The sequence below is a fragment of the Alicycliphilus sp. T452 genome, assembly GCF_054512775.1.
Map to the genome: position 1 here is coordinate 38,507 of NZ_JBTNEH010000007.1, position 16,948 is coordinate 55,454.

Annotated in this window: 15 protein-coding genes; 6 read left to right on the plus strand and 9 right to left on the minus strand. The window is 69.4% G+C overall.

Features of this window, described 5'->3' with window-relative positions; genetic code table 11:
* Window positions 1-2: 2 nt before the first annotated feature.
* Together ACX12L_RS08125 and ACX12L_RS08130 are read right to left on the minus strand one after the other, a co-directional pair.
* Entirely contained in the window at window positions 3-1,211 is a 1,209-nt protein-coding gene (locus ACX12L_RS08125; protein ID WP_459262169.1) for a thiolase, read from the minus strand.
* Window positions 1,208-1,594, minus strand: coding sequence for a Zn-ribbon domain-containing OB-fold protein (locus ACX12L_RS08130; RefSeq protein WP_459262170.1), 387 nt, complete (start codon window positions 1,592-1,594; stop codon window positions 1,208-1,210). The genes ACX12L_RS08125 and ACX12L_RS08130 overlap by 4 nt, the downstream gene beginning before the upstream one ends.
* Window positions 1,595-1,836: 242 nt before the next feature.
* Here ACX12L_RS08130 and ACX12L_RS08135 point away from each other — a divergent pair, with 242 nt between their 5' ends.
* The 5 genes from ACX12L_RS08135 to ACX12L_RS08155 are packed head-to-tail and all read left to right on the plus strand — an operon-like array spanning window position 1,837 to window position 7,899.
* Window positions 1,837-3,057, plus strand: coding sequence for an ABC transporter substrate-binding protein (locus tag ACX12L_RS08135; RefSeq protein WP_459262171.1), 1,221 nt, complete (start codon window positions 1,837-1,839; stop codon window positions 3,055-3,057).
* The gene (locus tag ACX12L_RS08140) at window positions 3,054-4,184 is read left to right on the plus strand and encodes a zinc-dependent alcohol dehydrogenase family protein (RefSeq protein WP_459262172.1); all 1,131 of its coding nucleotides are present in this window, start codon (window positions 3,054-3,056) and stop codon (window positions 4,182-4,184) included. The genes ACX12L_RS08135 and ACX12L_RS08140 overlap by 4 nt, the downstream gene beginning before the upstream one ends.
* 3 nt (window positions 4,185-4,187) lie before the next feature.
* Window positions 4,188-5,642, plus strand: coding sequence for an NAD-dependent succinate-semialdehyde dehydrogenase (locus ACX12L_RS08145; RefSeq protein WP_459262173.1), 1,455 nt, complete (start codon window positions 4,188-4,190; stop codon window positions 5,640-5,642).
* A gap of 53 nt (window positions 5,643-5,695) precedes the next feature.
* Window positions 5,696-6,877, plus strand: a complete 1,182-nt coding sequence (locus ACX12L_RS08150; protein WP_459262174.1) for a M20 aminoacylase family protein — start codon at window positions 5,696-5,698, stop codon at window positions 6,875-6,877.
* 20 nt (window positions 6,878-6,897) lie between these two features.
* Window positions 6,898-7,899, plus strand: coding sequence for a Bug family tripartite tricarboxylate transporter substrate binding protein (locus ACX12L_RS08155; protein ID WP_459262175.1), 1,002 nt, complete (start codon window positions 6,898-6,900; stop codon window positions 7,897-7,899).
* A gap of 86 nt (window positions 7,900-7,985) precedes the next feature.
* Here ACX12L_RS08155 and ACX12L_RS08160 read toward each other — a convergent pair whose 3' ends face one another.
* The 5 genes from ACX12L_RS08160 to ACX12L_RS08180 all read right to left on the minus strand — a co-directional run bounded on the left by ACX12L_RS08160 (window position 7,986) and on the right by ACX12L_RS08180 (window position 13,846).
* Window positions 7,986-8,969 (minus strand): tripartite tricarboxylate transporter substrate binding protein, encoded by a 984-nt coding sequence (locus tag ACX12L_RS08160; protein ID WP_459262176.1) that lies wholly within the window; start codon window positions 8,967-8,969, stop codon window positions 7,986-7,988.
* 17 nt (window positions 8,970-8,986) lie between these two features.
* On the minus strand, window positions 8,987-10,495 hold the full coding sequence (locus tag ACX12L_RS08165; protein ID WP_459262177.1) for a class I adenylate-forming enzyme family protein: 1,509 nt from the start codon (window positions 10,493-10,495) through the stop codon (window positions 8,987-8,989).
* Window positions 10,496-10,505: 10 nt separating this feature from the next.
* Window positions 10,506-11,486: a Bug family tripartite tricarboxylate transporter substrate binding protein gene (locus tag ACX12L_RS08170; RefSeq protein WP_459262178.1), complete on the minus strand. Its 981-nt coding sequence runs from the start codon at window positions 11,484-11,486 to the stop codon at window positions 10,506-10,508.
* 180 nt (window positions 11,487-11,666) lie between these two features.
* A complete protein-coding gene (locus ACX12L_RS08175) occupies window positions 11,667-12,866 on the minus strand; it encodes a M20 aminoacylase family protein (RefSeq protein WP_459262179.1) in 1,200 nt (399 codons plus the stop codon).
* Window positions 12,863-13,846 carry a Bug family tripartite tricarboxylate transporter substrate binding protein gene (locus tag ACX12L_RS08180; protein WP_459262180.1) on the minus strand — a complete coding sequence of 328 codons (984 nt, stop codon included), beginning with the start codon at window positions 13,844-13,846 and terminating at the stop codon, window positions 12,863-12,865. Before ACX12L_RS08180 ends, ACX12L_RS08175 begins: the two co-directional genes overlap by 4 nt.
* Before the next feature lie 108 nt (window positions 13,847-13,954).
* Here ACX12L_RS08180 and ACX12L_RS08185 point away from each other — a divergent pair, with 108 nt between their 5' ends.
* On the plus strand, window positions 13,955-14,863 hold the full coding sequence (locus ACX12L_RS08185; RefSeq protein WP_459262181.1) for a LysR substrate-binding domain-containing protein: 909 nt from the start codon (window positions 13,955-13,957) through the stop codon (window positions 14,861-14,863).
* Between the two features lie 30 nt (window positions 14,864-14,893).
* On the opposite strand, the gene ACX12L_RS08190 is transcribed toward ACX12L_RS08185, so the two are convergent.
* Window positions 14,894-15,919, minus strand: coding sequence for a tripartite tricarboxylate transporter substrate binding protein (locus tag ACX12L_RS08190; protein WP_459262182.1), 1,026 nt, complete (start codon window positions 15,917-15,919; stop codon window positions 14,894-14,896).
* Window positions 15,916-16,941 (minus strand): NADPH:quinone oxidoreductase family protein, encoded by a 1,026-nt coding sequence (locus tag ACX12L_RS08195; RefSeq protein WP_459262183.1) that lies wholly within the window; start codon window positions 16,939-16,941, stop codon window positions 15,916-15,918. The genes ACX12L_RS08190 and ACX12L_RS08195 overlap by 4 nt, the downstream gene beginning before the upstream one ends.
* Window positions 16,942-16,948 lie beyond the last annotated feature (7 nt).

The window sequence follows — 16,948 nt, forward strand, 5'->3', positions numbered from 1 at the left end:
TTCTACAGGGTTTCGGCCGTGCCGAGCACGGCGGTGGATTGGCTCGACAGCGTGCCGCCGTTGCCGTGCACTACGGCCGTGCGGTGGCGCGCGAGCTGGCGCTGCCCGGCCTGGCCGCGCAGCTGGCGCACGGCCTCGATGAGCGCGAAGATGCCGTACATGCCCGGGTGCACGCACGACAGGCCGCCGCCGTTGGTGTTCACGGCCAGGCGCCCGCCGGGGGCGATGCCGCCGTTCTGGACGAAGGCGCCGCCCTCGCCCTTGGCGCAAAAGCCCAGGTCCTCCAGGAACAGCAGGGTGTTGATGGTGAAGGCGTCGTAGACCTGGGCCATGTCCATGTCGGCCGCCTTCAGGCCCGCCATGGCGAAGGCCTGGGCGCCGGACTGCGCGGCGGCGGTGGTGGTCAGGTCGGGCATGCACGAGATCTGGCGGTGCCAGATGGCCGTGGCGCTGCCGAGCACGTAGACCGGTGGCTGGGGCAGCTCGCGCGCACGCTCGGCGCGCACCAGCACCAGGGCGCCGCCGCCGTCGGTGACCAGGCAGCAGTCGCGCACGCCCAGGGGGCTGGCGATGGTGCGGGCCGAGAGCACGTCCTCGATGGACAGCGGGTCGCGCATGAAGGCCTCGGGATTTTGCTGCGCCCAGGCGCGCGCGGCCACGGCCACCTCGGCCAGCTGCTCGCGCGTGGTGCCGAACTCGTGCATGTGGCGCGCCGCCGCCAGCGCATAGGCGGTGACCGGCAGCACGGGCTCGTACGGGTGCTCGTAGGGCTGCGGGTCGAGGAAGCGCCGCGCGGCCACGCTTTCCTTGCGCCCGAAGGTGGCCGAACGCTGCGCGCTGCCGTAGCACACCAGCACGGCCTGGCACTGCCCGGCCTCGAGCGCGCGGATCGCCGGCAGCAGATGGGCGATGAAGCTCGAGCCGCCGATCATGGTGCCGTCCACGTAGGTCGGGTTGATGCCGAGGTGCTCGATCACCGGCATGGTCCACATGCTGGCGTTGACGCTGCAGGTGGCCAGGCCGTCGATGTCCTGCATGGTCAGGCCCGCATCGGCCACGGCCGCATGCGCGGCGCGCACCAGCAGGGTCATGTCGTCCATGCCGGGCGCCTCGCCGCAGCCGTAGGTGGCGGCGCCGGCGATGGCCACTCGGCCGCGCAGCGGGCGGTTCACGGCGGCGGCGTCCAGGCGGGATTCGGGAACGCGGCTCATGCGGCACCTCCTTGCGCCTGCGCCGGGGTGAACAGCACCAGGCCGCGACCGTCCTTGTGCGCCACGTGGGCCTGCACGCGCTGGCCGATGGCCACGGACTCGGGCGCCACGCCCTCCACGCGGCTCATCATGCGAACGCCTTCGTCCAGGTCGATCAGGGCCACGTTGTAGTTGCCGCCGGCATCCTGCTTGCGCAGGATCGTGCTGGTGGAATAGACCGTGCCCAGGCCGCTGGGACGCACCCAGCGCAGGGGGCTGGCGCCGCAGTGCGGACACAGCTCGCGCGGGGTGAACACGTGTGTCTGGCACTGAGGGCAGTGCTGTATGCAGAAGCGGCCAGCGTCGAGCTCGGCCTGATAGTGGGTGTGTGCGCTCAGATGCATGGCTGCCAGCATGCCTGCACAGGCCCGGCGCTTCAATTCGCCAATCTGGAAGGGTGTCTTCAGGGACGATGGGGCTCGTACTGCGTGAAAACCCGGCTTCGCGCGGATGGAACCCCAGCTTTCACAAACGCGCATAGGCGCTCGTACGGGGGCTTCATAGCATGCGTCGCAGTGCTCATGCCATGTCGCACGCCGCCGTGCGAGCCTCTTTTCCAACAGGTTCACGACCAAGGAGTGTCTCAATGGGTTACTTCCCCCTGCGATTTTTGCTGCCCCTTGCTGGGGCTCTCTGGGCCGGCAGCGGTACCGCCCACTCCCAGGTGATTTCCGACGACGTGGTGCGCATCGGGGTGCTGAGCGACATGTCGGGCCTGTACGCCGACACGGCGGGCAAGGGCTCAGTCGAGTCCGCCCGCATGGCCGTGCAGGACTTCGGCGGCCAGGTGCTCGGCAAGAAGATCGAGGTGGTCTGGGCCGACCACCAGAACAAGGCCGACATCGGCTCCACCCGCGCGCGCGAGTGGTTCGACCGCGAGGGCGTGGACCTGATCATCGACATCAACAACACCTCGGTGGCCGTGGCCGTGAACAACCTCGCGCGCGAGCGCAACAAGCTCGTGATCAACACGGGCGGGGCCTCCGACATCCTCACCAACGAGCACTGCGCGCCCACGGCCATCCACTACACCTATGACAGCTACGCGCTGGCCAACGGCGCGGTGCGCGGCATCCTGGCCCAGGGCAAGAAGGACTGGTTCATCGTCGGCGTGGACTATGCCTTCGGCAAGGCCATGACGGCCAACCTCACCGAATTCGTGCAAGCCGGGGGCGGCAGGATCGTGGGCAGCACCTTCCACCCGCTCAACGCAAGCGACTTCTCCTCGTTCCTGCTGCAGGCCCAGTCGTCCAAGGCCCCGGTGATCGCGCTGGCCAATGCGACATCGGACACGGTCAACACCGTCAAGGCGGCCAATGAGTTCGGCATCACGCGCAAGCAGACCATGGTGCCCAGCCTCATGTTCATCAACGACATCCACGCGCTGGGCCTCAGGCACGGCCAGGGCATGGTGTTCACCACGGGTTTCTACTGGGACCGGACCGACGAGACGCGGCAGTGGGCGCGCCGGTTCTTCGAGAAGATGAAGAAGATGCCCTCGATGATCCACGCGGGCGCCTACTCGGCCGTGACGCAGTACCTCAAGGCCGTGCGGGCGGCGGGCACCGACGACGGCCTTGCCGTGGCGCGCCAGCTCAAGGCCGCTCCGCTCAAGGACTTCTTCGCGCAGAACGGCCGGGTGCGCGAGGACGGGCGCATGGTGCACGACATGTTCCTCGTCGAGGTGAAGAAGCCCGACGAGTCCAAGTACCCCTGGGACTACTACAAGGTGCTGTCCACCATCCCCGGCGACCAGGCGTTCCGCCCCCTGTCCAAGAGCACCTGCAAGCTGGTGAAGGCACCATGAAGACGCGCGCCGCCGTACTCACGCGCACGGGCGCGCCCGCGCCCTACGCGCAAAGCCGGCCCCTGGAGATCTGGGAGGTGGACCTCGCGCCCCCCGGCCCCGGCGAGGTGCTCGTGCAGGTGGCCGCAGCGGGCATCTGCCACTCCGACCTGTCCATCATCAACGGCGACCGCCCGCGCGACACGCCCATCGTGCTCGGCCACGAGGCCTCGGGCGTGGTCCAGGCGCTGGGCGAGGGCGTGGACGACCTCGCGGTGGGCGACCACGTGGTGCTGCTGTTCGTGCCCGGCTGCGGCAGCTGCCTGCCCTGCGCCGAGGGCCGCCCCGTGCTGTGCGAGCCCGCCGCCCAGGCCGGCGTGGCGGGCACGCTGCTGTCGGGCGCGCGGCGCCTGTCGCGCGGTGGGCAGCCCATCGCGCACTTCGTGGGCGTTTCGGCCTTCGCCGAGCACGCGGTGCTCTCGCGCCGGGGCGTGCAGAAGATCGACAAGCGCATACCGCTGGACGTCGCGGCCCTGTTCGGCTGCGCCGTGATGACCGGCGTGGGCGCCGTGGCCAACACCGCGCGCGTGCAGCCGGGGCAGAGCGTGGCCGTGGTGGGGCTGGGCGGCGTGGGCCTGTCGGGCATCATGGGCGCGGTGGCTGCGGGCGCCGCGCGGGTGGTGGCGGTGGACCTGAGCGACGAGAAGCTGACGCTGGCCCGCCGCTTCGGCGCCACCGACACGGTCAATGCCGCCGACCCCGACGCGGTGCAGACGCTGCGCGACCTCACGGGCGGCGGCGTGGACCATGCGTTCGAAATGGTGGGTTCGGCCAAGGCGCTCGAACTGGCCTACCGCGTCACGCGGCGCGGCGGCAGCACGGTCACCGTGGGCCTGCCGGCCAACGCCCAGGCGGTGAGCCTGCCCGTGTGGCACCTGGTGGCCGAGGAGCGCACACTCAAGGGCAGCTACATGGGCAGCTGCATCCCGCGGCGCGACGTGGCGCGCTACATCGCGCTGTACGAGGCGGGGCGCCTGCCCGTGGACCGGCTCGTCACCGGCACGCTGGCGCTGGACGAGATCAACGAAGGCTTCGACCGCCTCGCGCGCGGCGAGGCCATCCGCCAGATCATCCGCATGGGGGCTTGAACGATGCAACACGAATCCGCCGACACGCCGGCCTATGCCCAGCCGCAGCTCTACATCGACGGCCGCTGGCTCGACGCCGGCGGCCGCGCCACCGGGGAAGTGCTGAACCCCGCCACCGGCCAGGCGCTGGCGCGGCTGCCCCACGCCACGCGCGCGGACCTGGACGAAGCGCTGGGTGCCGCCCGCCGCGCCTTCCCCGGCTGGCGCGCGACCGCGCCGCTGGAGCGCTCGCGCATCCTGCGCGCCGCCGCCGCGCTGGTGCGCGAGCGCGCCGACGCCATCGCGCGCACCATGACGCTGGAGCAGGGCAAGCCGCTGCGCGAGGCGCGCCTGGAGGCGCTGGCCAGCGCCGACACCTTCGACTGGTACGCCGAGGAGGGCCGGCGCAACTACGGCCGCGTGGTGCCGGGGCGCACGCTCGCGCAGCGCATCACCGTGCTGCACGAGCCCGTGGGCGTGTGCGCGGCGTTCACCCCGTGGAACTTCCCGGCCGTCACGCCCGCGCGCAAGATCGCCGGGGCGCTGGCCGCGGGCTGCACGCTGATCCTCAAGCTCGCCGAGGAGACGCCCGGCACAGGGCTGGCGCTCGTGCGCGCGCTGCACGACGCGGGCCTGCCGCCCGGCGTGCTCAACGCCGTGTTCGGCGTGCCGGCCGAGGTATCGTCCTACCTGCTCGACAGCCCCATCGTCGCCAAGTTCTCGTTCACGGGCTCGACGGCCGTGGGCAAGCTGCTGGCGCAGCAGGCGGCCAAGGGGCTCAAGCGCGCAACCATGGAGCTGGGCGGCCACGCGCCGGCCATCGTCTGCGCCGACGCCGACGTGGAGCAGGCGGCCAGCCTGCTGGTGGCCGGCAAGTACCGCAACGCGGGGCAGATCTGCATCGCGCCCACGCGCTTCTACGTGCATGCGCAGGTGTACGACGCCTTCGTGCAGGCTTTCGTGGAACGCACGCGCCGGCTGGTGCCCGGCGACGGCCTGCAGGAGTCGAGCAGCATGGGCCCGCTGGCCAACCCGCGCCGGCTGCAGGCCATGCGCGCGCTGATCGACGACGCCGTGCGGCGCGGCGCGCGCGTGGAGTGCGGCGGCCAGGCCATCGAAGGGCCGGGCTTCTTCTGGCAGCCCACGGTGCTCACGGGCGTGCCCGAGGACGCGCGGCTCATGAACGAGGAACCCTTCGGCCCGCTCGCACTCATCAACCGCGTGGACAGCGTGGAGGAGGCGATCGAGCGCTCCAACCGCCTGCCCTACGGCCTGGCGAGCTACGCCTTCACGCAGCACAGCGCCACGCGCATGCAGCTCGCGCGCGGGCTGCAGACCGGCATGCTGGGCATCAACAGCCTCAACGTCTCGATGCCCGAGGCGCCGTTCGGCGGCGTCAAGGAAAGCGGCTGGGGCTCGGAATGCGGCATCGAGGGCCTGCAGGCGTATTGCGACGTCAAGCTCGTCAGCGAGGATTGAACGGCCACCAAGAACATTGCTTTCAGCGCTTACAACGAACTGTCGCCACACCCATGGATTCATTGGTATCTACTGCATTGCTGCACGCCATGCGCGCCCTGTCGCCGGAGTTCATCGCCATCCGCCGCGACCTTCATGCACACCCGGAACTGGCCTTCGAGGAACGCCGCACCAGCGACCTTGTCGCCGAGCGGCTGGCCGCCTGGGGCTACCAGGTACATCGCGGCCTGGGCGGCACCGGTGTCGTCGGTACGCTGCGCAAAGGCGGCGGCAGCCGCCGCCTGGGCATCCGCGCCGACATGGATGCGCTGCCCATCCAAGAAAAGACCGGCCTGGATTACGCCAGCCGCCACGCGGGCAAGATGCACGCCTGTGGCCATGACGGACATACGGCCATGCTGCTGTGCGCCGCCCGCTACCTGGCCGAGTCGGCCAACTTCAGCGGCACCCTGCACCTGATCTTCCAGCCTGCCGAGGAGAACGAGGGCGGCGCGCTGCGCATGGTGGATGAGGGCCTGTTCACGCTGTTTCCCTGCGACGAGGTCTATGCGCTGCACAACTCGCCGGGTTTGCCTGTAGGCCAGATGGCCATCAGTCCCGGCCCGCTGATGGCGTCCTTCGACCGCGCCACGGTGACGCTGCGCGGGCGCGGCGCCCATGGCGCCATGCCCCACCACGGCATAGATCCCATGCAATGCGCAGCCAGCATCACGCTGGGCCTGCAATCCATCGTCTCGCGCGAGATCGATGCGCTCAAGTCGGCAGTGATCACCGTGGGTTCGATACAGGCCGGCGAGGCCTACAACGTGGTGCCCGAGAGCGCGCAGCTCAAGATCGGCGTGCGCACGCTCGATCCCAGGGTACGCACGCTCGTGGAACAGCGCATCCGTGAGTTCATCGCCGCACAGGCGCAAAGTTATCAACTGCAGGCCGAAGTGGTCTACGAGCGCAAATACCCGGTGCTGGTCAACCACGCCGCGCAGACGGAGGTACTGCGCCAGGCCGCCATGCGCCTGGTGGGCGCCGACAACGTCGTGGACCGTCCTCCCGTCATGGGCAGCGAAGACTTCGCCTACATGCTGGAGCACCGCCCCGGCGCCTACATACGCCTGGGCAATGGCACCGGCGAAGACGGGGGCTGCAACGTGCACAACCCGCTGTACGACTTCAACGACGACGCCTTGCCGATAGGCGCGGCGCTTTGGGTGCATCTGGCTCAAAGCAGCCTTGTCTGATCTTTGAACCAGGAGACCTCATGCGTACTTTCACCCGCCGTCATTTTCTGCAGTCGGCCGGCGCCACTTGCACCCTGGCAGGGCTGCCGGCCTGGGCCGCCGACACCTTTCCCGCCAAGCCGCTGACCCTGGTGGTGCCCTACCCCGCCGGAGGTGCCAGCGACGCGTCGGCGCGCATCTTTGCCGAGTCCTTCACCCACAGCCTGAACCAGCAGGTGATCGTGGAGAACTACGGCGGCGGCACCGGGCTGATCGGCGCCAACAAGGTATTGAGCGCACCGGCCGACGGCTACACCTTTCTGCACGGTTCCCCCAACGAGGTGATCCTGCCGCCCATGCTCAACCCGGCGGCACGCTACAAGCCCTGGGACTTCGTCTTCGCAGCGCCCATCACGACGGCGTCCATCGTGCTGCTGGTGCGCAACGGCATCCCCGTGAACACCATGGACGAATTCCTGGACTATGCCCGCCAGCAAAAGGACAAGCCGCTAACCTACGCATCGGTGGGCATCGACTCGCTCTACCACCTGATGGGCGATGCGCTGGCGACGCGCTTGAGCCTGCCGTTCCTGCACGTGCCCTATAAAGGGGCGGCGCCCGCATTGCAGGATCTGGCCGGCGGGCAGGTGGACTTTGCCATCCTGGCCTACCAGACAAGTTTTGATGGCATGCGGGAACAGGGCCGATTGAAGATCATCTCCAGTTTCTCCAAGGACATGGCACCGGGCCTGAAGCACCTTGCCCCCATCACCCAGAGCAAGCAGATACCCGATTTCGTGCACGAGATCGGTGGCGGCTACTTCATGCGCAAGGGCACACCGGCCGACCGCGTCGCCGCCCTGCGCAAAGCCATCGGAGAGGCCGTGGTCAAGCCCGAAATCCGCGGCCGCCTGGAGGCCGAGGGACGCAAGGTCGCCCAGCCCACGGAGACCCAGGCCCAGGCGGACGCGGCCTTCCAGGAAATGACCGACCGCGTCGCCGCCTTGCTGAAAGTGCTGGGGCGCAAGAATCTGGCGGTTTGACAAAAACCGGCTTCCCGCCCCGTTTGACTGCTTCCAAGAAAAGAGCTGCCGACGCCTGAAATACGGGCCTCAGCAGCCTTTTCTACTCACCCCGCCGTGATTCCCGCCGTCTTGATCACCTTGGCCCACTTGGCAATCTCGGCGCGCAGGAACTGGCGCATCTCCTGCTGTGTGCCGGGGGCCGCCTCGGCGCCTGCGTCCAGCAGGCGCTGGCGTATCGCGGGGTCCTTGAAGGCGGTGTTGAAGTCGGCGTTGATCTTGTCCAGCACGGCCTGGGGCGTCCTGGCGGGGGCGAACAGCGCGGTCCACGAATAGGCCTCGTAGCCGGGCAGGCCGGCCTCGGCCGCGGCGGGCACGTCGGGCAGCATGGCCGAGCGCTTGCGGCTGGCCACGGCCAGCACCTTGATGCGGCCGCTCTTGATGTGCGGTAGCGCGGTGGGTGCGTCGCTGAACATGAGCTGCACCTGGCCTCCCAGCAGATCGTTCATGGCCGGCGCGCTGCCCTTGTAGGGCACGTGCTGCAGGCGGGTAGAGGCCTCCATGTTGAACAGCTCGCCCGCCAGGTGGGTGCCGCCGCCGTTGCCCGAGGAGCCATAGCTCAGGTTGCTGCCCGGCTTCTTGGCCAGGGCGATAAGCTCCTGCAGGGTGTTGGCCGGAACCGACTGGTGCGCCACGATGAACACGGGGAACATGGCGGCGAAGCTGACGGGTGCGAAGTCCTTCTCGATGTCGTAGGGCAGGTTGCCCATCAGCGTGGGGTTGACCGAGTGGTGGATGGCTCCCATGAACAGCGTGTAGCCGTCGGGCGCCTCGCGCGCCGCGGCCTGGGCGCCGACCACGCCGCCGGCGCCGGCGCGGTTGTCGATGACGGTGGGCGTCTTCCAGATCTCGGACAGCTTCACGCTCGCGGCGCGGGCCGTGGTGTCCACGGGGCCACCCGGCGGAAAGGGCACGATGAAGCGCACGGGCTTGGCGGGCCATGCATCGGAGGCCAGTGCGGCGAAGGGCTGCGTGGCAGCGGCCAGCAGGCCACCTGCGACCAGGCTGCGGCGTGTCATTTGGATGGGCATGGTGTGTCTTCCTTGATTCAAAGTTTGGCGGCCTGCTCTTGCAGTCGGCGCTTGAGCACCTTGCCGTTGTGGCTGGTGGGCAGCTCGGCCACGACGGCGATGCGGCTGGGCTGCTTGTAGGGCGCGAGCTGCTCGCGCAGCCGCTCGCGCGCGGCGGCCTCGTCGAAGGTGGCGCCGGCGCTCAGCTCGACGAAGGCGATGACCTCCTCGTTGCCGTCTTCTATGGGGCGGCCGACGACGGCGCTGCGCTGCACGCCGGGCAGCTGGTTGAGCGCCAGCTCGACCTCGGCCGGATAGACGTTGAAGCCGGAGCGGATGATCATTTCCTTCAGGCGCCCGACGACGAACAGCGCGCCGTCGGCACGCAGTTCGCCCAGGTCGCCGCTGGCGTACCAGCCGCCCGCGCGCATCACGGCCGCAGTGGCCTGCGGGTCGCGGAAGTAGCCGCGCATCAGGCCGCGCCCGCGCAGCCACAGCTCGCCGCGCTGGCCTACGGGCATGGGCTGGCCGGTGACGGGATCGGTGACCTGCACCTCGGCGTCCGGCACCACGTAGCCCACGCTGGTGTCGGGGCGCTGCTCGCCCAGGCGCGTGAGGTGGATCGAGCCGGCGTATTCCGACAGGCCGTAGCCGTGGTGCAGCGCCTGGCCGAAGGCCGCCTCCACACGCTGTTTCAGCGTCAGATCGAGCGGCCCCGCGCCGGTGTAGACGTAGCGCAGCACCGGCGCCTCGGGGCGTGCGATGCCCTGCGCGTGCAGATGGGCCAGCAGGCGCGAGAACAGCGCCGGCGGGCCCTGCAGCTGCGTCACGCCGTGGTGCGCCAGGGCGTCGAGCAGGTCGGCCGGGTCGAACTGCGGGCGCAGCACCAGCTGCGCGCCGGCGTGCAGCGAGGTCAGCAGCACCGTGGCCAAGCCGAAGATGTGCGTCATGGGCACGAAGGCGTAGCAGCGGTCCTGCGGGCCCAGGCCGCGCGATGCGGCGGACACGCGGGCGAAGTGGATCAGCGCCTCGTGCGTGACCATCACGCCCTTGGGTGCGCCCGTGGTGCCCGAGGTGAAGATGAGCGCCGCCACGTCGCCCTGCAGCGGCGGCGGCTCCACGGTGGCCTGCGCGCGCACGGCGCCGCGGCGCATGCCGGGCAGCACGCTGGCGACGGCGGCATGGCGGTCGGCATGGGCGGCGGCGGCGCGCGAGCTGCTGGCGGTGAAGTAGAGCACGCGCACGTCGGCCTTGGCGGCAAAGGCATCGACCTCGCCCGGCGCCATGCGCGCATTCACGCCGCACGACCAGGCGCCGACGCGGCTGCAGGCCAGGATCAGCGCGGCGTGCTCGGGGCAGTTCTCGGCCGCCACCAGCACGCGGTCGCCGGCGCGCACGTCCAGCCGGCGCAGCTCGGCCTCGGCGGCGTCGGTGAGCGCGCCCAGGTCGACAAAGCTCAGGCTGCGGCCGTCCGGCAGGTGGATGAAGGGCTGGCCGGGCGCCTCGGCCAGCCAGCGCTCCAGCAGTTGGTGGATGCGTTCTGCCATGCGGCCCGGCTCAATCGACCACGATGCCCTGGGTCACCGTGGCCCACATGGCGCGCTCCTTGGCGGCGCGCTCGGCCAGCTTCTGGGGGCTGCCCGTCCATTCGTCGTAGCCCAGCTCCTTGTAGCGCTTCTTCAGGTCGGGCTGCGCCAGGGCGGCATTGATGGCCTTGTTGAGCTTGGCCACCAGTTCAGGGCTCATGCCCTTGGGACCGTAGACGCCGTACCAGCCGCCCACGTCGAAGCCCTTCAGGCCCTCGATGCCCGACTCGGCGAAAGTGGGCACGTCGGGCAGCGAGGCATTGCGCTGCGGCGAGGTCACGGCGATGGCGCGCACCTTGCCGCTGTGGATGTAGTTGCTGGCGGTGCTGATGATGTCCAGCATCATGTTGAGCTGGCCGCCGATGACGTCGGTCATCGCCGGTGCGTTGCCCTTGTAGGGGATGTGGTTCATCTCGATGCCGCTGCGCTTGGCGAACAGCAGCGCGCCCAGGTGGTTGGAACCGCCCACGCCGGCCGAGCCGTAGGCCAGCTTGCCGGGGTTGGCCTTGGCGTAGGCCACCAGATCCTGCACGGTTTTGTAGGGTTCGTTGTTGTTCACCACCAGCGCGTTGTAGTAGCTCAGCACCGGCGCCACCGGAGTCAGGTCCCTGGCCGGGTCGAACGGCATCTTGCTCATCACGTTGGGGCTGATGGTGATGGTGGGGCTGGCGGCGTACCACAGCGTCAGCCCGTCGGGCTTGGAGCGCACGACCTCGTTGCCGGCAATGGTGGCGTTGGCGCCGGTCTTGTTTTCCACCATCACCGGCTGGCCCAGCTCCTTGGCCAGCACCGGGGCGAACAGGCGCGCGCCCTGATCCACGGGGCCGCCGGCGGCATAGCCCACGATGAGGCGCACGGGCTGCGCGTCCTGCGCGGCGGCGGGCAGCGCCGCAAGCAGCGACGGGGTGATGGCCAGGGCGGCAAGGGCCAGGCGGCGGGTGGGTGTGGACATGGGCATATCTCCTGCAAAGACTCTCGGGAAACAGCGCGGCACCGCCACGAAGGCAGACGTGCCCGCATGGCGCGAGATGGTGCGGCTTTGCCCGCCCCCTGGGAATCTCCTTTTGCCGAAGCGGGGGTTTTGGTGCCGTTAGAGAGGGTTTACCCGGGGGTGCGGCTGACGACCCCTGCGTCAACACAGGAACCGCTGCGCCAGCTGGCTCCAGAAGGCCGCGCCGTAGGGCAGGTTGCAGTCGTTGAAGTCGTACTTCGGGTTGTGCAGGCCGCGTCCGCCATCGGCGGGGCCATTGCCGATGCGCACGAGCGCGCCGGGGCAGCGCTGCAGCATGTAGGCGAAGTCCTCGCTACCCATGAGCCGGGGGTGTTCGAGGACCACGGCGTCGGCGCCCACCAGGTCGGTGGCCACCTGCGCCGCGAGCGCCACGGCCTCGGGGTCGTTCACCAGCACCGGGTAGCCCTCGACGTAGTCGATCTCCGCGCGCGTGCCGTGCGCCTGCGCAATGCCGTCTGCGAGCGCCGTGATGCGCTCCTTGAGCAGGGCCCGCACCTGCGGCGTGAAGGAGCGCACGCTGATGCCGATCTCGGCGTCGGCGGGTATGACGTTCAAGGCGTCGCCGGCGCGCAGGCGCCCCACCGTGACCACGGCCGATTCGGCCGGGTCCACGTTGCGCGCCACCACCGTCTGCAGGCCCGTGACGATGGCCGCGGCAGCCACCAGGGGGTCTGCCGCCAGGTGCGGCCGCGCCGCATGCCCGCCCACCCCCACGACCTTGATGAACACGCGGTCGCCCGCGGCCATGAAGGCGCCGCTGCGCAGGAGAAAGCGCCCCTGGGGCACGCCCGGGTGGTTGTGCATGGCGTACACCGCGTCGCAGGGGAAGCGCTCGAAAAGGCCATCGTCCACCATCGCCTTGCCGCCGCTGTCGAAGCCGCGCTCCTCGGCGGGCTGGAAGATCAGGTGCAGCGTGCCGCAGAAGTTGCGCTGGCGCGCCAGGTACTTGGCGGCGCCCAGCAGCATGGTCATGTGCCCGTCGTGCCCGCAGGCGTGCATCAGCCCCGGCGTGCGGCTGGCATGCGCCGCGCCGGTGGCCTCCTGGATGGGCAGCGCATCCATGTCGGCGCGGATGCCCAGGCGGCGGCTGCCGCGCCCCTGGCGCAGGGTACCCACCAGGCCGGTGCCGCCGATGCCCTGCGCCACCTCGTAGCCCCACTCCTGCAGCTTGCCCGCGACGAAGTCGGCCGTGCCATGCTCGGCAAAGGCGAGCTCCGGGTTCTGGTGCAGGTGGCGGCGTATGGCCACCAGTTCCTGCTCATAGGGCAGGAACTGGTCGATCCGGGCATACGCCGCCCGGCGGTCTGGGGTATCGCTCATTCGATGACGATGTTGTTGGCCTTGGCGATGCGTTGATAGAACTTGATGCGCTCCACGATCTCCGCCTGGTAGGCCTGCGGTTTCACGTCTTCCGGCACCATCATGCCCTTCTCCACCCAGGTGGCCTGCGTGGCCGGGTCCTGCAGCACCTTGCGCACGGCCGAGTACAGGCGCCCGACGATGATGTCGGGGGTGTGGGCGGGCGCCGCCAGGCCGGTCCAGGACGTGAGGTTCAGGTCGGGCAGCTTCAGCTCGGCGAACGTCGGCACGTCGGGCAGCTGCGGCACGCGCTGGGGAGCGGCCACGGCCAGCGCACGCAGCTTGCCGTTGCGGATGTTGGACAGGTTCGAGGACAGGTTGTTCCAGGCCAGATGGACCTGGCCGGCGAGCAGGTCCGTCAGGGCCACGCCGGCGCCGCGGTACGGAATGTGGGTCACGTGTATCCGGGCCTGGGTCTTCAGCAGCTCCATGCTCAGGTGCGACACGGAGCCGACCCCCGCGCTGGCGTAGTTCAGCTTGCCGGGGTGGGCCTGGGCGTACTTCACCAGGTCGGCGAACGTCTGCACGGGCACGCTGGCGTTCACCAACAGCACGTTCGCCAGGCGGTCGATCAGGGTGATGGGCATGAAGTCCTTCACCGCGTCATAAGGCAGGTTGGGGTTCACGGCGGGGTTCACCACATGCGTGCTCTGCGAGGCCACGACGAGGGTGTAGCCATCGGGCTTGGCCTTGGCGACGAAGGCCGACCCCAGGGTGCCGCCGGCCCCGCCCTTGTTGTCCACCACCACGGGCACGCCCAGCTCGCGGCTCAGGCGGTCCGCCATCAGGCGGCCGGAATTGTCCACCGAGCCGCCGGGCGTGAACGGCACCACGAGCATGATGGGCTTGGACGGATATGCGTCCGCGGCATGGGCATGCACCCAGGGGGCCAGGCTGCCGGCGGCAGCCAGGCCAACGAATTCGCGTCGGTTGATTTGCATCTCTTGTCTCGGTGAAAAGCGGGGGAAAGCCAAAGATTACGGACGCAGGGCACCGCTGACAAACGACAATTTCGTCCTTCGCGATAACACGGTGTAATACCCCCCGGCATGAAGATCCTCTCCCCGTCACTGATCGAGCTGCACGCCTTCCTGGCCGTCTGCCGGCAGGGCAGCTTCCGCCGCGCGGCGGACGACCTGTGCGTGACCCAGGCCGCCGTGAGCCGCGCGGTGCAGCGCCTGGAAGAACACCTGGCCGCCGGGCGGCTGTTCGAGCGCTCCCCCGCCGGGGTGGTGCTCACGCCGCGCGGGGCGCAGTGGCGCAAGCTGGTCGAGCGGCATGTGCTGGCGCTGGAATCGGCGGCGGAAACGCTGGGCCGGGCATCGCGGCCCCAGCTCGTGCGCCTGAGCGCCATTCCCACGCTGAGCATCCAATGGCTCATGCCGCGGCTGCCCGGGTTCCACGAGCGCAGCCCCGGCGTGAAGGTGGAGCTCAGGCAGTTCAGGCACGACGAGGACTTCACGCGCGACGACGTCGACCTGTGGCTCGACGTGAAGCGCCCCAGCCGCCGCTGGCCCGACCGCATACAGACCCGCTACCTGGTCGGCCGCGAACTCATCCCCGTGTGCACCGCGCGCCTGGCCAAGGCGTACCGCACGCCGCGCGACCTGCAGGACGCAACCCTGTTGCACCACACGAACTTCCCGGACAACTGGGCGCGCTGGTTCGCCAAGGCCGGCGCGCCCTGCACGCCGCGCCTGGGGCCCGGCTTCGACCTGACGATGCATCTCATCGTCGCCGCCAAGGCCGAGATGGGCGTGGCCGTGGTTCCCGCCTGCCTGGTGGAGCGCGAACTGCAGGCCGGCGAGCTGGTCATGCCGTTCGACATTGAGGTGTCATCCGGGCGCGGCTACTTCTTATGCTGGAAGCGCGACGTCGCCGCCTTCTCGGCGCGGGAAGAATTCTCCAGCTGGCTCCTGGAGCAGGCACACGCCGATGGCGGCCCGGGGCCAGGCTGACAGGGGCTTCGAACTTGAAAAGGAGGGCTCCTAGTCCGCCTTGGCGCCGGACAGCCGCACGATCTCGGCCCACTTCTTCTCTTCGGATTTCATGTAGGCCTCAAACTCCTGAGGGCTGGAGCCCACGGGCTCGGCCCCCATGCGCTGGTACTGCGCCGCGATCTCGGGTTTCCTGAGCGCCTCCTGCGCTGCCTTCGCCAGTATTCCCACCACGTCCGCAGGCGTGTTCCTCGGCGCCCACAGCCCGTACCAGGTGCTGGTTTCGAAGCCGGCGACCCCCGCCTCCTGCATGGTCGGTACCTGTGGCAATGAGCTGGAGCGTTTTTTGGTCGTGACGGCAAGCGCCTTGAGTTTTCCCGACGTGATGAACGGCATGGCCGAAGGCATGGAGTCGAACATCAGCTGCACCTGCCCGCCCATCAGGTCGGTGAGCGCGGGCGAGCTTCCCTTGTAGGGCACGTGCTGCATCGCAATGCCCGTCCGTATCTTGAACAGCTCGCCCGAGAGGTGCTGCGACGAGGCGTTGCCCGCCGACGCGAAGTTCACCGCGCCCTTGCTCTGCTTCAGGTAGGCGATCAGCTCCTGCACGCTGGACACGGGCATGTCGCTCTTGACGACCAGCACCAGGGGCACGTCGACGATCTGGGTGATGGGCGCGAAGTCGTTGAACGCGTCGTACGGCACCTTGTCGTACACGGCGGGGTTGATGACGTGCAGCGAGGCGTTGCTCAGCAGCGTGTACCCGTCCGCCGGGGCTTTCGCCACCATGGCCGAGCCCACCATGCCGCTGGCTCCGGGCTTGTTGTCGACGAAGATGCTCTGCTTCAGTATGTCGCCCATCGCGGCCGCCACCACGCGCCCCACCAGGTCCGTGGGGCCGCCCGGGGGATAGGGCACGACCAGCCTGATCGGCGCCTTGGGATAGTCCGTCGCCGCCCGTGCCACCGCCGGCGCCAGGGCCGCCGCGCCGAGCGCCGCCGCAGACGCCAGTGCCTGCAACGCCTTGCGCCTGCTGCCATGCCACGCGGGGGTGGCGTGATGGGGGTGCTGCTTCATGGTATGTCTCCTTTGATTGCGAGTGCGACTTTCCCCACCACGTTGCGGCCGTGCAAAGCACTCAATGCCTGGCAGAGTTGGTCCATGGGAAAAACCTGGGTGACGGCCGGATGGATGGCCCCGCGCCGGGCCAGCGCGAAGAGCTCGGCCATCATGGCCTGCATCTGCGCCGCGTATTTCGCGCGCTCGTTGGCCGGTGTCCAGCCTATGTATTGGCCATAGAAGAAGCCGAACACGGTGAGGTTCTTGACCAGCAGGATGTTCATGGGAACCTGGGGGATCGTTCCGCTGGCAAAGCCTATGCTGACGATCTTTCCGTTCTGCGCGGTGCAGCGCAGCGCCTGCAGCAGCAGGTCGCCGCCAACGGGGTCGAACACCAGGTCCGCGCCCCGCCCCTGCGTGAGCTGCTTGACCTGCCCGGTCAGGCCGTCCGGCCCGACTGCATGGTGCGCCCCGCCCTGCAGCGCGGCCTGGCGCTTCTGCGCGCTGCTGGCGCAGGCGATGACCGTGACGCCTTCGACAAGCCGTGCCAGCTCGACCGCCGCGGCGCCGACCCCTGAGCCCGCGCCCAGCACCAGGACGGTGTCGCCCTGGCGCAGCTGCGCCCGCCAGTGCAGCGCCGCATAGGCCGTTCCGTAGGAGATCGGCACGGCGAGCGCCTGCAGCGCATCGAGCCCGGCGGCGACGGGATACACGGTGGCGCCATGCACCACGATCTGCTCGCCGTAAGCCCCCCAGTCGCAGATGAAGGCCACCAGGTCCCCCGGCCTGACGTGGCCGACGTTGCCGCCGCAGGCAAGCACCCGGCCCACGCCTTCCGTGCCGGGCACGAAGGGAAGCGGCGGGGTCTTTTGATAGCGGCCCTCGATCAGCAGCCCGGTGGCGTGGCTCACCGTGGCGTAGTGCACTTCGACCAGCACTTCGTCCATGCCGGCCCGGGGGGCTGGCGCGACATCCTGCAGCGCGACCACGTCCTGCGGCGGGCCGAATTCCCGGCAGACGAGAGCTTTCATGGTGTTCATCCCTGAC